Annotated in this window: 11 protein-coding genes; 2 read left to right on the top strand and 9 right to left on the bottom strand. The window is 62.4% G+C overall.

Features of this window, described 5'->3' with window-relative positions; genetic code table 11:
- Window positions 1-65: 65 nt before the first annotated feature.
- Window positions 66-593, bottom strand: a complete 528-nt coding sequence (locus NDB2M4_RS16540; protein WP_072377042.1) for an RNA polymerase sigma factor — start codon at window positions 591-593, stop codon at window positions 66-68.
- Between the two features lie 356 nt (window positions 594-949).
- Entirely contained in the window at window positions 950-1,618 is a 669-nt protein-coding gene (locus NDB2M4_RS16535) for a GntR family transcriptional regulator (RefSeq protein ID WP_072378227.1), read from the bottom strand.
- Between the two features lie 135 nt (window positions 1,619-1,753).
- Here NDB2M4_RS16535 and NDB2M4_RS16530 point away from each other — a divergent pair, with 135 nt between their 5' ends.
- Both NDB2M4_RS16530 and NDB2M4_RS16525 read left to right on the top strand, forming a co-directional pair.
- Window positions 1,754-3,115, top strand: a complete 1,362-nt coding sequence (locus NDB2M4_RS16530; protein WP_072377041.1) for a malonyl-CoA decarboxylase — start codon at window positions 1,754-1,756, stop codon at window positions 3,113-3,115.
- Window positions 3,116-3,135: 20 nt separating this feature from the next.
- Entirely contained in the window at window positions 3,136-4,665 is a 1,530-nt protein-coding gene (locus tag NDB2M4_RS16525) for a malonate--CoA ligase (protein ID WP_072377039.1), read from the top strand.
- A gap of 97 nt (window positions 4,666-4,762) precedes the next feature.
- Here NDB2M4_RS16525 and NDB2M4_RS16520 read toward each other — a convergent pair whose 3' ends face one another.
- The 7 genes from NDB2M4_RS16520 to NDB2M4_RS16490 all read right to left on the bottom strand — a co-directional run bounded on the left by NDB2M4_RS16520 (window position 4,763) and on the right by NDB2M4_RS16490 (window position 13,469).
- A complete protein-coding gene (locus NDB2M4_RS16520) occupies window positions 4,763-5,704 on the bottom strand; it encodes an ABC transporter permease (protein ID WP_072377037.1) in 942 nt (313 codons plus the stop codon).
- A gap of 5 nt (window positions 5,705-5,709) precedes the next feature.
- A complete protein-coding gene (locus NDB2M4_RS16515) occupies window positions 5,710-6,834 on the bottom strand; it encodes an ABC transporter permease (protein ID WP_083556515.1) in 1,125 nt (374 codons plus the stop codon).
- On the bottom strand, window positions 6,827-8,326 hold the full coding sequence (locus tag NDB2M4_RS16510) for an ABC transporter ATP-binding protein (RefSeq protein WP_072377035.1): 1,500 nt from the start codon (window positions 8,324-8,326) through the stop codon (window positions 6,827-6,829). Before NDB2M4_RS16510 ends, NDB2M4_RS16515 begins: the two co-directional genes overlap by 8 nt.
- 53 nt (window positions 8,327-8,379) lie before the next feature.
- The gene (locus NDB2M4_RS16505) at window positions 8,380-9,465 is read right to left on the bottom strand and encodes a BMP family ABC transporter substrate-binding protein (RefSeq protein WP_072377033.1); all 1,086 of its coding nucleotides are present in this window, start codon (window positions 9,463-9,465) and stop codon (window positions 8,380-8,382) included.
- Window positions 9,466-9,657: 192 nt separating this feature from the next.
- Window positions 9,658-12,057 (bottom strand): aerobic carbon-monoxide dehydrogenase large subunit, encoded by a 2,400-nt coding sequence (cutA, locus tag NDB2M4_RS16500; RefSeq protein ID WP_072377030.1) that lies wholly within the window; start codon window positions 12,055-12,057, stop codon window positions 9,658-9,660.
- A gap of 10 nt (window positions 12,058-12,067) precedes the next feature.
- Complete coding sequence (locus tag NDB2M4_RS16495; protein WP_072377029.1) at window positions 12,068-12,598, bottom strand: (2Fe-2S)-binding protein; 531 nt, start codon at window positions 12,596-12,598, stop codon at window positions 12,068-12,070.
- A 13-nt stretch (window positions 12,599-12,611) separates the two neighbouring features.
- Window positions 12,612-13,469: an FAD binding domain-containing protein gene (locus NDB2M4_RS16490; protein WP_072377027.1), complete on the bottom strand. Its 858-nt coding sequence runs from the start codon at window positions 13,467-13,469 to the stop codon at window positions 12,612-12,614.
- Window positions 13,470-13,570: the final 101 nt, after the last annotated feature.

Raw genomic sequence — 13,570 nt, 5'->3', positions numbered from 1 at the left:
AGCTGCCGCATTGCCTCACCTACCAGGTAAGACGCGCGTGCCGGCGGAGTTGACAGTCCTCGGGATCATCGTCCGGCTTCCATCAGGCGCATAACGCAATGCGTGAGCGCGCGCATGATGTACTTGTTGACCATACTGGGGGATACGCCGAGCCGGCGAGCGATCTCCGCGTGCGTCATCTGGTCGACCCGGTTCATCACCAGCGCGGCGCGTTGATTGGCGGAGAGTTCGCCCAGCGCGCGCACGAGGATGCGATATTCCTGCCGCGCAGCGAGCTGATGCTCCGGCGAGGGCGCGGGGTCGGCGATCTCGGCGACGGCTGCATCGTCGATGGCTGCTTGGTGACCCCTGCGGCGCTCTCTGCGTCCGAAGTCCAGGATGAGATTGCTAGCGATGCGCCACAGGAAGAAGCGCGGCGCCTCAGGAACGGCAGCAGCTTGCCGAGTATGCGCGATGTAGCGAACGAACGCGTCCTGCACGACATCGGATGCCGCTTCGCGGTCGCGCAGGCGCCCATAAGCAAACGAGCCAAGTTCGCGGTGATAGACGCGAAACAGGCTGTCGAAATCTGTTGCGGTGGGCTGCGAGTTCATGCGGTACGCGGTTTTCCGACACGGAGTGCAAGCGACGAGCGCCTGAGCTTCCTACGTAGCGCCCACGTTATTCTGCTGCAATCCCAGCGATTTATATCGACTCTAGGGTGTATCGACAGGCGCGCTCTAAAACCATACCTATAAAGTCATGTTTTTGCGTGGTTTTCGTCTGCGGTGGCCTTCGCCCCAGGGCCGCGGCGCCCTTCGCGTCAGGCGACAGATCGCGATCGAGCGTTGCCTTGCAGCCACAAACATCACTTCGCCGACGGCGCGACCTACGATCAGATTACGCTCAAGCAATAGCCAACCGTGACGAGGACCCGCGCCTTTCGGGTCCTTCATATAATGCTCCGAGACTACTCCGCGGCGGCGAGCGACTTGAGAGACGCGATCAGGTCGCCGAACCGTTCGCCTTGCACAACGATGTGCCTGCGCGCGCAGGCTGCGGCCTGCGCCTGATCGAATGCCAGAATCGCGTCGATGATGGACTGATGCTCTGCGAGGGACGCCGACACGCGATGCCGAACGCGCAACTGGAGGCGACGATACGCCTTGAGGCGGCGATGCAGCTGGCGACACTGCGTGATCAGGAAGGCGTGGTGGCTCGCTGCATAAAGCGCATCGTGGAAGGCTTCGTTGGCGTAGTAGTAGCGATCGACGTCGCCGGATTTTGCCGCGCGCTTGCACTCGGCATGCGCTGAGACGATCGCCTTCTTGTCCGCCTCGGTATGGCGACGGGCGGCCAGACCCACGGCCATGGCTTCGAGTTCGGCCATGACATCGAACATTTCGACGAGCGTATCGGCGTGCAGCTCGGTGACCGTGGCTCCGCGGCGCGGTTGAATCTCGACGAGACCAGCCGATGCAAGTTGGTGGAGAGCTTCGCGCACCGGTGTTCGTGACACGCCAAAGCGCTCGGCCAAGGACACCTCATCAAGGCGCGCGCCCGGCAATATCTGGCCAGTGACGATCTCCTCCTCGAGGGCATCGCGGAGTTTAGCGGCGCTGCTGAGCTCTTTTGTCATGTCGTTCGCCATGGCTTCTTGTATACAATATTATTGACTCTGGATACAGTTTAATGCTTCTGGAAATACAGAGCGGCGACGGGAGAGCCTAGGCTGCCGCCGGCCAGAAGACGTATGCGGTCTGGAGCCACGGTCATGGGGCGAAGCTATTTCCAGGATCTTCTGAGCTCCATCGCAGAACGGGGGCGTGAGTTGATCCGGGGCGAGTCTGCGGCTGCGCAGCAATCTGCCGGTGACCTTTTCACCATGACGCGGGCGCTACTGTCGGGGCGCGGAGAAGCTTCCGGCGTGGCGCTGGCGCAGGACGTCCTTGGTGCATATGCGGCTGCCGACAAGAGCACGCGCGGGGCCTTTTTGAAGTCGCTGGCGCTCGACTATGGGCCGGAGGAGGAGCGTCTGGAGAAGGCGGCGCTCGCCTATCTCGATGAACGCTCGAGCGAGGCCATTACCGAACTGACGGCGGCATCCGAGCCGCGCCGGCAGGAAGTCATTCGCCGTCTCAACCGCGCTCCAGGAGGCACGGCCGCACTGGTGCGCATGCGCGAGAACGTGCTCGAGCTATTGCGTGCCGACCCGATGCTATCGCCTCTCGATGCCGACTTCTCGCACTTGCTGTCGTCATGGTTCAACCGCGGCTTCCTGGTGCTGCGCCGTATCGACTGGACGACGCCGGCGAACATTCTGGCGAAGATCACCGAGTACGAGGCGGTTCACACCATCAAGAGCTGGGATGACCTTCGCAACCGCTTGGAGCCGCCCGACCGGCGCTGCTATGCGTTCTTCCACCCGCAGATCAACGATGATCCGCTGATCTTCGTCGAGGTAGCGCTGACGCGCGACATTCCTGGCGCCATCGCGCCGCTGCTGGACCTGAAGCGTGAACCGCTCTCCCCTGCTGAAGCATCAGTGGCGGTGTTCTATTCGATCTCGAACTGCCAGCGGGGACTGGCCGGCATCTCGTTCGGAAACTTCCTGATCAAGCAAGTGGTGGAAGAGCTGAAGCGCGAGATGCCTCGGCTATCGACCTTCGTAACGCTTTCGCCTGCTCCGGGGTTTGCGAAGTGGCTGGCAGCCGAGTGCGCCACCGTGCGATCTCCGTTCATTCATCGGGCTGGCCTCGAAGCATTGCAGCGGTTGCGCGATCCCAATTGGATGAATGCGCATCCAGATGAAGTGGAAGAGCCGATGAAGGAAGCGGCGGCTGCTTACTTCATCAAGGCGAAGACGGTGCAGGGACGCCCCATCGATCCGGTGGCCCGCTTTCATCTCGGCAACGGCGCGCGGCTCGAACGCATCAACTTCATGGGCGATGTCTCGCCCAAGGGTATCACTCAATCCTATGGGCTGATGGTGAACTACCTCTACGACCTCGGCGCCATCGAAAGGAACCACGAAGCCTATGCCGAGCAGGGAGAGATCGTGACGTCGCCGACCGTGCAACGCCTGTTGCGCAATGCATCTGCCGATCGCCTCGCCCTGCCCGTTCCACAACACTGAGCGCGCTCAAGGAGATTGTCATGTCTGGAAATCTGTTCTCCCTCATCCGGGCGCGAACCGAACGGGTGTCGGCGCCATTCATCGTGTCACCGACTGGCCAGGCGACGAGCTATGAAGCGGCGTTTGCAGAATCTGCAAAGCTCGCCAACCTGCTCGTATCAAAGGGCGTGAAGCCGGGCGACCGCGTTGCCGTGCAGGTGGAAAAGTCGGCTCGCGCGCTCATGTTGTATCTCGCCTGCCTGCGCGTCGGCGCCGTCTATCTGCCGCTGAACACCGGCTACACGCTTGCCGAGATGGAATACTTCATCGGGGATGCCGAGCCGCGCGTCGTCGTGTGCGACCCGGCAAAGCTCGCGGGCATTTCGGCGCTGGCGCGCGAGCTTGGTGTCGCGCACGTCGAGACGCTCGATCGCAATGGGATCGGGACGGTGAGCGAGGAGAGCGGCGACCTTGCCACGGAATTCTCTGACGTCGAACGCACTGGCGATGATCTCGCTGCGATCCTTTATACGTCGGGCACGACCGGCCGGTCGAAAGGCGCGATGCTCACGCACGCCAATCTCACATCGAATGCCAGCGTCCTGAAGGGATCGTGGCGCTTCACCGCTGACGATGTGCTGCTGCATGCGCTGCCGATATTCCACACGCACGGCCTGTTCGTCGCCACCAACGTCACGCTGATGGCGGGATCATCGATGGTGTTGCTGCCGAAATTCGATCCCGACGAGATCTTCCGGCTTTTGCCGGGGGCCACGACGATGATGGGCGTTCCGACGTTTTATACGCGGCTGCTGGATGACCCACGCCTCACGCGAGAGACAACGGCGAACATGCGCCTGTTCGTTTCCGGCTCGGCGCCGCTGCTGGCGGAGACGCATCGCGCGTGGGAACAGCGTACGGGCCACCGTATCCTCGAGCGCTACGGTATGACCGAGACCAATATGATCACGTCGAACCCGTACGAGGGCGAGCGCATCCCGGGATCTGTGGGGCCAGCATTGTCCGGGATCAGCGTCCGCGTTTGCGATCCCGAAACGGGGGCAGCCAAGCCCGCGGGCGAGGTCGGTATGATCCAGGTGAAGGGGCCGAACGTATTCAAGGGCTATTGGCGGATGCCGGAGAAGACGGCAGCGGAATTTACGCCCGATGGCTACTTCATCACGGGCGATCTCGGTAAGATCGACGACAACAACTACGTGTCGATCGTCGGGCGCGGCAAAGACCTCGTGATCTCGGGCGGCTACAATGTGTATCCGAAAGAGGTCGAGACGGAGATCGACGCCATGGACGGCGTGTTCGAGAGCGCGGTCATCGGCGTTCCGCACCACGACTTCGGCGAGGGTGTTACTGCCGTCGTCGTGCTGAACAAAGGCGCCAATCTCGACGAGAAGGGTGTGCTGTCGGTGCTCGAAAGCAAGCTTGCTAAGTACAAGCTGCCGAAGCGGGTACTGTTCGTAGACGCGTTACCGCGCAACACGATGGGCAAGGTGCTGAAGAACGAGTTGCGCCAGACCTACAAGGATCTCTATGCGCTGAAGCGCGCGGTGTGAAGCCGGACATCCGCTACGTCGTCGCCGACGAGAAAGGCCGGGGCATAACCCCGGCCTTGTTCATATTCAACGCAGCTGGTGCGGGACGTCCTATCGACTAGTGACGCTCCTCGCGCGTGTGGGGTTGTCCCAGGGCTTGCGGCATTGCGAAGGCGGCCCGCTCGCGTCCGCGCGTGCTCGCCCAGACCATCACCGCGAGCGTGGCGAGATACGGCGTCATCATCACGAAGTATTGGGGCACCTGCAGGCCGATGGCCGCGACGCGCGGAATAAGCGCCTCGATACCGCCGAAGAGAACTGCGCCAGCGAGTGCGCGCCATGGATGCCAGCGGGCGAAGATGACGAGCGCGATGGCGATCAGGCCGCGGCCGCCCGACATGCCATCCACCCAGAGCTTGGCGATGCCGATGGAGAGATAGGCGCCAGCCAGACCGACCAGCGCCGCGCCCGCCATGACGGCACCATAGCGAAAGAGGTTGACGCTTACGCCTGCCGCGTCGGCGGCATCGGGTCCATCCCCGACAGCGCGAAGCTTGAGCCCGATGACGGTGCGATTAAGGACGTAGACGACACCGACAAAGATCGGAACCAGCAGGTAGCAGACGAGATCCTGCTGGAACAGGATCGGTCCGACCACAGGAAGGTCCGACAGGCCCGGCACGTTGAGCTTTCCGAGACCAGCGATCGGCACATTGAGCCAACCCGCACGCGTGGCGATGAGACTGGTCAAGCCCTGCCCGAGAAAGATGATGGCGAGACTGGCGATCACCTGGTTGACGCGCAGCGTGACCGTCATTACGGCGAAAATGAGCGAGAAGAGGCTCGTTACGGCGGCGGCGATGAGCAGCGCAGCCATCGGGTATCCGCCGAGCAACAGGATGGCACCGACGCCAGACAGTGCGCCGACGAGCATGTAACCTTCGGCGCCGAGCGTCAGCACGCCGGACTTCTCCGACACGATCAAGCCGAGCGCTGCCAGCGCGAATGGTGCGGCGAAGCCCGGAATGTTCGCGACCCAGTTGATGAAGAAGTCTGTCATTGCGTCTACCTCGCCAGACGTAAGCGGAAGCGGTTGAAGAACTCGAAGCCGGCGACCGAGATGACGATGACGGCTTGGATCAACTGCACGATCGCGCCAGGCACCTGGTAGAACACCTGAAGGCTCTGGCTGGCGATGAAGAACGTCGCCACCAGAATTGAAACGAGGATGGCGCCGATCATGTTGTTGCGGGCGAGGAAGGCGATAAGGATGCCGGAGAAGCCGTAGCCGAGGAAGAAGCTCTGCGTCAGGCGGTATTCCACGCCGGAACTGATGGTGAAGCCGGCGATGCCCGCCAGTGCGCCCGACAGAAGCGCGGCGCCGAGCGTCACTGCGATCACCGGGAGACCCATCGCCAGCGCCATCTTCGGATTCGACTGCACAATGCGCGTGTAGAAGCCGAAGCGGCTGAGGCTGAACAGCCACCAGCAGAATAGCGTCAGCACCAACGCGAGGGGCAAAGCATACGTGAGGCTCTCCCATCCCAGCTGCGGGAGGCGCTCAGCTGCGGTGTACTGCTCGGAGTTCGGGAAGCTGCTCTTCGGGTCGCGCCAGCTTCCGTAAAGGAGATGCAGCAGGAAATTGACGGCGACGTAGTTAAGCAGCAGCGTCGAGATGATTTCGTTGACGCCGAAACGGATGCGCAGCAGCGCCGGGACGATGATCCATGCCATGCCACCGATGGCGGCGGCGGCCATCATCAGCGGCAACCGCAATGGCTCGGGTCCGATGTCATTGATGGCAACAAACGTCGCGGCGATCGAGCCGAATATCATTTGCCCTTCGATGCCGATGTTCCAGAACTGCACCCGGAAGGCGACGGCAGCGCTCAGGCCGACGATCAGCAACGGCGCGAGCTGGGTCAGAAGGGATGCGATATTCGTCGTGTTGGAGAAGATGCTCTTGAATTCGACGACCAGGCCATCGGCCGGGACCCCTGCCGCCAGCAGGATAAGGAACGAAAGCCCCAGGCCCGTTGCCATCCCACAAAGAAGCACGAGTGTTTGAAACCAAATCGGCGCGTGCTGGCGCACTTCGAGCAGCAAGCCGGGAATGCGCCAGCCCATCGAGGGCGGCGCGGGTGGCTGCTGCGGGCGAGCCATGCCAATGTTCAACTGCATCTCAGTCATGGTGCACCATCGCCTTGCCCAACAGTTGCCGGTCAGCGGGCGCTTCGAACTCTTGCACGATACGGCCGCGCGTCATGACGCCGATGCGGTCCGACATCAGCATGATCTCGTCGAGGTCCTCGCTGATAAGCAGAACCGCGGCGCCGGCATCGCGCGCCTCGAGCAAGCGTCGGCGCACCTCGCTGGTCGCGCGCGCATCGAGACCGCGGCTCGGGCTGTGAGCCACGACAATGCGCGGGGGCGAGGCGAGCTCGCGGGCAATGACGAGCTTCTGGGCGTTGCCGCCTGAGAGCAGCGACGCCTTCTGACGTGTGGAGCGAACGCCCAGAACTTCAAAGGCGCTGACTGCGTCCTTTGTGCTAGCCGCTCCCGAGCGCCAGTTCACGCGCGTCCAGGAGCCGAAGCGGCCGTTGCGGACGCCGGTGACGATATAGTTCTCACAGATCGACAGTTCGCCAGCCAGACCATACGTCGCCCTGTCGGCTGGAATGCATACGAGGCCCAGCTTGCGCCTCTCGGCGGGATTGCTGCGGCTGATGTCGCCTGCTCCGACGAACTCAAGCGTTCCGCCGGTCGGCCTGTTCACGCCCATCAGGATCTCAGCGAGTTCCGGCTGGCCGTTGCCACCGACGCCAGCGATGCCGTAGAGCTCGCCTGCGCGCAGCGTAAGATCGACGCCGTGCAGCGTACGGTGTCCGTCGGCTCGCGCGCCGGTGATGGCCTTGAGGTGGAGGACAGGCGCTCCGATGGCTTTTGCGGGATGGCGCGTTTCGCAAACGGCCTGCCCGATGATCTTGGCTGTCAGGTCCGCGAGTGAGCTACCCTTTGGATCAGCGGTGGTCACGGTGCGCCCGCCGCGCATGATCGTGACGCGATCTGCGAATGCCTTCACCTCGCCGAGCTTGTGCGTAATCAGCACGACCGCGGCGCCCTTGGCGGCCAGCGTGCGCATGACTTTGAGGAGGGCTGCCGCCTCGCTGTCGGTCAGCACAGCACTCGGTTCGTCGAGGATGATGATCTCGGCGCCGTTGACGAGAACCTTGAGGATCTCGACGCGCTGCTGCTCGGCAACGGACAACGCACCGACGGGGCGCTTCAGATCGACGGCGAAGCCCATCTCTTCGCAGTGCTCGCAGACCGATTTCTCCACCTCGGCCAAACCCGTGCGGTACTTATCGGCGCCGGCCGCAAGCAGGATGTTCTCGACAGCGTTGAAGGCCTTCACCAGCTTGTAATGCTGGTGCACCATGCCGATGCCGAGCTTCTTCGCGATCGAGGGGCCGTCGATATGGACGTCCTCTCCTTTGACGCGAATGCGTCCTTTGTCCGGCCGGTAGAGACCGGCCACAATATTCATCAGTGATGATTTGCCGGCGCCGTTCTCGCCTAGGAGAGCATGCAGCTCGCCGGGCACGAGGTCGAACGATGCATCCGCCACGGCCTGGAAGCCGTCGAAGGACTTCGATACGTCGTGGAGTTCGAGAATTGGCATGGCCCACCAAAAGCTAGCGGGAGCGCGACGGAGAACCGTCGCGCCCCTGTCGATTACTTCTGGCTGATCACGCCATCGACGAACCAATCCATCTTCCAAAGATCGCCGTCGCTGAGGACCTGACCCGCCGCGACGCGCTCTTTGCCTTCGCGATCCTTGAGCGGTCCGGCATAGACCTGACGCTTGCCGTCGATGATTTCCTGGCGCGCTGCCGTGATCTTGTCGGCAACTTCCTTCGGCACGGCATCGCCGCAACACTTGATGTCGGTGCCGCCGTCCTTCATGGCGATGAAGGCGCCGTACTCGCTCGGCGTCCAGCCGGTCGACAGCTTCTTGATTTCAGGTCCGAGGAAGCGGTCCCACACCCAGACCGACGAGCACTGCGTCGCCTTCGGCGCGAACTCGGAAAGGTCGCGGTGATGACCAGTGCCGTAGACGCCCTTTTCCTGCGCGACGATCTGCACAGCAGCAGTGTCGACGTGCTGGCCGACGACGTCGATGCCCTGCTCGATCAGAGCCTGCGCAGCGGCGCGCTCCTTGACGGGATCATTCCACGCGCCGGTGTAGACGACGGTGACGGTCGCGTTGGGATTGACCTGACGCGCGCCCATTGCGTAGGCGTTTACGGTCCAGTTCACCAGCCCGAACGGGTTGGCAGCGACAAAGCCGAGCTTGCCAGTCTTCGAGGCGCCGGCCGCAGCCATGCCGCACAGGTACTGGCTCTCGTACGTGCGCCCGTAGAAGCTTTCCAGGTTCGCGCCGTTGGTCGTGCCTGCCGGATTGAGGAAGGCGACTTTGGGATACTTCTCGGCAAGTTCCTTGAACGTGTCAGAGTAGCCGAAGGCCGATCCGATGATGACGTTGGTGCCGCGCTGAATGAGAAGCTCGACAGCCGGGCGAATGGCGGTCGCGTTCTCGGGTACGTTCTCGATGACAGGGATGGTGATCCCCATATCCTTCTCGAGTTTCTGGCGCGCTTCGTCGAGCGCCTGCGACCAGCCGCCATCGTTCTTCTGCGCCAGAAGGATCATGGCAATCTTCGGCGGATTCTCGAGCTTGAATTCAGCCCTGGCCGGCGCTGTAGATATGACGGCGGTGGTGGCTACCGCCGCAAGTAGCATCTTGAATTTCGCTTTCATCGCTCACTTCCCATCCTATTCGGCGAAGTCGCCGCTTCCCCAGGTCAACACTCAGTTCGGATAGCTCCGCCTGTCTCATGTCCCCCCCGAGGACTGACACCGACGTTTGCTCTTCTCGCCATCCCTGGTGACGACCGTCGCCGGTCATCACGATGTTTCCACCCGTCGACGCCGTTACCCGGCGTCATTTGTCTAGTTTGCCGGCGCTGCCTTCTTCAGGGCTGCGTGTATGGCGCTCGGCGTTATCGGTACGTGGTAGAAGTGCTCGTGTGTCAGCGGTCGCAGCGCATCTTCGACAGCAGAAGCAATGACGGCCGCTACAGGGATGCATCCAGCCTCCCCGACGCCTTTGACCCCGAGCGGGTTCAACGGCGTTGGCGTTTCGAGATGGAGGATCTCGATAGGCGGAATTTCGGTCGCGTAGGGGACTAGGAAGTCCACGAAGTTCGCGTTGATGAGGTTGCCTTCGGTGTCGTATTCGATGCGCTCATACATGGCGCCGCCGATGCCTTGCGCGATGCCGCCCATGACCTGGCCCTCGACGATCGTCGGGTTGATCATGTTTCCGCAGTCGTGGATGCAGACGTAGCGCTTGATCTTGATCGCGCAGATTTCGGGATCGACCTCGACGATGGCACCGTGCACGCCATAGGCCCATGTGGCACTCGGCGGGCTGTAGTAGTCGGTTGCTTCGAGGCCTGGATGCTGGCCCTCCGCTAGCGGCGGTCCATCGTGCTTGCTCGCGGGAGCAAACTGGGTGGCGGCTTTCGCGGACTCGTTGAAGGCGTAACGCAGCGGGTTCGTCGCAGTCGCGATGGCGGCGAGCGATACAGAGCGGTTGCTTCCTTTCACCCAAGCGGCGCCGTCACGCAGTTCCAGATCGTCGGCGCTCACCTCAAGCATGTTGGCGGCTGCCGCCAGAGTCTTCTTGCGGACGATCAGCGCCGACTTGTGAATGGCATTTCCGGAAACGACCGCCGCTCGGCTGGCAAACGTGGCGACGCCCCAGTCGAAGGCCTTGGTATCACCCTCGACGAGAATGACATCGGTGACGGCTACGCCAAGCTGGTCGGCGACGATTTGGGCGAAGACGGTGTCATGCCCCTGCCCTTGCGACGTCAGGCCGGTGTTGACGTAGACCTTACCGGTGATCGGATGAATTTTGATGTGGCCACCTTCGTATGGTCCGAGGCCGGTGCCTTCGACGTAGAACGAAAGCCCGAGCCCGAGATAGCGTCCCGCACCGCGCGCGGCTTTCTGCTGCACGGCGAACTCTTCCGGCGCAAGCTTCTCGGTCAATAGTTGCAGCGCCTTGTGATATTGGCCGCTGTCGAGGCTGACAGGGAGGCCGTCGGCAAACAGAAGCCCCTTGCGCAGATACGGGAACTCGTGGTCGGCAATCAGATTGCGGCGACGGACCTCGAAGCGATCAAGGCCGAGTTCCTCGGCAAGCTTGTCCATCGCCCGTTCGATCGCGAAGTTCGCTTGCGGGCGACCGCAGCCGCGATAGGGCGTGACGACGACGGTCGGCGTGTAGACCGCCTTGAACTCTACGCGAATGTTGGGGATGCGATATGGACCGGCGATCGATGTCGATGCGACCTGAGCAACGGCGATGCCGTAAGGAATGAAGGCGCCCGTATCGTGCAGGAAGCGGTCAACGAGGGCGATAACCTCGCCGTTCTTCTTGGCGTAAAGCTCGATCTCGTGGATCTGCGTGCGTTCCTGCGATGAGCCGATGAAGTTCTCCCGGCGGTCTTCGATGAACTTCACCGGGCGGCCGAGTTGCATCGCCGCAAATGGCACCAGAAGCTCATCGGGATAGAACAGGAGCACCTTCTGGCCGAAGCCTCCGCCGACATGCGGAGCGATCACGCGGACTTTGTCTTCGTCGATATTGAAGATCGATGCCAAGCCACCGCGAATGGCGATCGGGCCTTGCGTGCTGTCCCATACGGTCAGCTCACCCATGACCTTGTCGAAGGTCGCGGCGACCGCGCGACACTCCATCGGCGCGGCGGTCGAGCGATCGACCTGCACGCGGATCTTCGTGACATGCTCCGCGCCGGCGATTGCGCTATCGGGATCGCCGGAAATCTGCACCAGATCGGCGGCGATGTTGTTCGGGTGGGTCGGATGCACGAGCGGGGCGCCGTCGAGAATTGCCTTCTCGAGGTCGATTTCCACTGGGAGCGGGTCGTAGTCGACGTCGACCAGCGCGGCAGCATCCTCGGCCGTGTAGCGATCGACAGCCACGACCATCGCAACTGTCTGGCCGACGTAATAGACGTCGCCGCGCGCCAGCGGGCGTTGGGTGCGCGGGCTATCCATGCATGGATGGGGGATGAGTTGCGGCAGCTCCAGATCGAGCGCCCCGATGTTATCGCAGGTGTATACGGCTGCGACCCCCGGATGCTGCTCGGCAAATTCGGTCGAGATCGACTTGATCTTGGCTCGCGCAAACGGGCTGCGCACGAAGGCCACATGCAGCGCTCCGGCAAGAGGAATGTCGTCGACGAACGAGCCCTCTCCAATCAGCAGCTGCGGATCAATGTTCCGCTTGATGCGGGCACCGAACATTTTCGTCGACATCGGTGCCCCCTTAGCCCAGCGACATTGCCTTGGCCGCCTGACGTACGGCGGCGATGATGTTCTGATATCCGGTGCAGCGGCACAGATTTCCCGAGATGATGTCTCTGATGCCCTCGTCAGAGAGATCGAGCGGCGCGCTGGAATTGAAGCTGCTCAAGATGTTCATGATCATGCCGGGCGTGCAGTAGCCGCACTGCAGGCCATGACAATCTCGGAATGCTTCCTGCAGCGGATGCAGCGTGCCGTCTTTGTTGGCGACGGACTCGATGGTGCGCACCTCGCAGCCGGCGGCCTGTGCCGCGAAGGTGAGGCAGGAGCGGCCGGCAACTCCGTTGATGAGCACGGTGCAGGCACCGCACACGCCGTGCTCGCAGCCGACATGGGTTCCCGTGAGCCCGAGCTCGTGGCGCAGAAAGTCCGACAGCAGCATGCGGGTACTGACTTCTGCCGACACCCGCTCGCCGTTTACGGTCAGCTCGATGTCGACGGTAGGATCAGCCGACTTGGTTGGCAGTTTTGCTCTTATCTTTGCGCGGCTCATTTGTGCATTTCCCTCAACGCGACCTCGTAAGCGCCTTCTCGACAGCCCGGACGACAAGACTTGCGAGCAGATCGCGCCGGTAGTCGTTGGTCGCGTGGATATCGTCGGGCGCCGTCACGTATTCCTTCGCCGCCTCGCCGGCGGCTTTGAAGGAAGCATCGGTGAAGCCCTGAGCGGCGAAGATCTGCTCACATACGGTGAGGCGGATCGGGCGCGAGGCGACGCCACAAGCAGACAGCGACACGACGTCGGTTGCACCCGCCCGCGTGACGATCGCCGCAACGGCGGCAATCGCGTAGTCGCCGTGGCGCCGTGTGAATTCCTCGAATGCCCAACCCGCGCCCTGAGGCAGAACGGGGAAATGCGCTTCGACGACGATCTCGTCCGGCTCGCGGGACGTCGTCATGTGGAACTGGAAGAAGTCGGCGGCGGGAATCTCGCGGCGGCCGCGCGGGCTCTCAGTGACTACGGAGCCGTCCGTCACGAGCAGAATTGAGGGCATCTCGGCGGCTGCATCGGCGTGACACAAACTGCCGACGACCGTGCCGCGATTACGGATCGGAACATGAGCGACGTGCGCCATCGTCTCACGGATCAGCGGATTGGCACGGAAGACTTCGTCGTTGAGTTCGAGCTCGCGGTGACGCGTCATGGCCCGAACGATGATGTTGCCGCCTTCGATCACGACCCCCTTCAGTCCTTCGACATGCTGAATGTCGATGAGGCGGCTCGGCGCGGCGAAGCGCATGTTGAGCGCGGGGATGAGACTTTGACCACCGGCGAGAACCATCGCTGATGGATCGGCGGCAAGCAGTTCAACGGCATCTTTAAGCGAGCGGGGCGCGCAGTACTCGAAGGGCGGTGGTTTCATCCTACCTCGCAAGCCGATCGCTTTATTCGGTTGGGACCGGCTGGTGTTTTTGCTAGCCCCAACTCTGTCTCCACAAAATGCGGCGATGTCGCGCCCACCTG

The organism is Hyphomicrobium sp. NDB2Meth4, assembly GCF_900117445.1.
Lineage (GTDB): Bacteria > Pseudomonadota > Alphaproteobacteria > Rhizobiales > Hyphomicrobiaceae > Hyphomicrobium_A.
The sequence above is the reverse complement of the archived record's forward strand: the minus strand, read 5'-3'. Positions and strand labels throughout refer to the sequence as shown.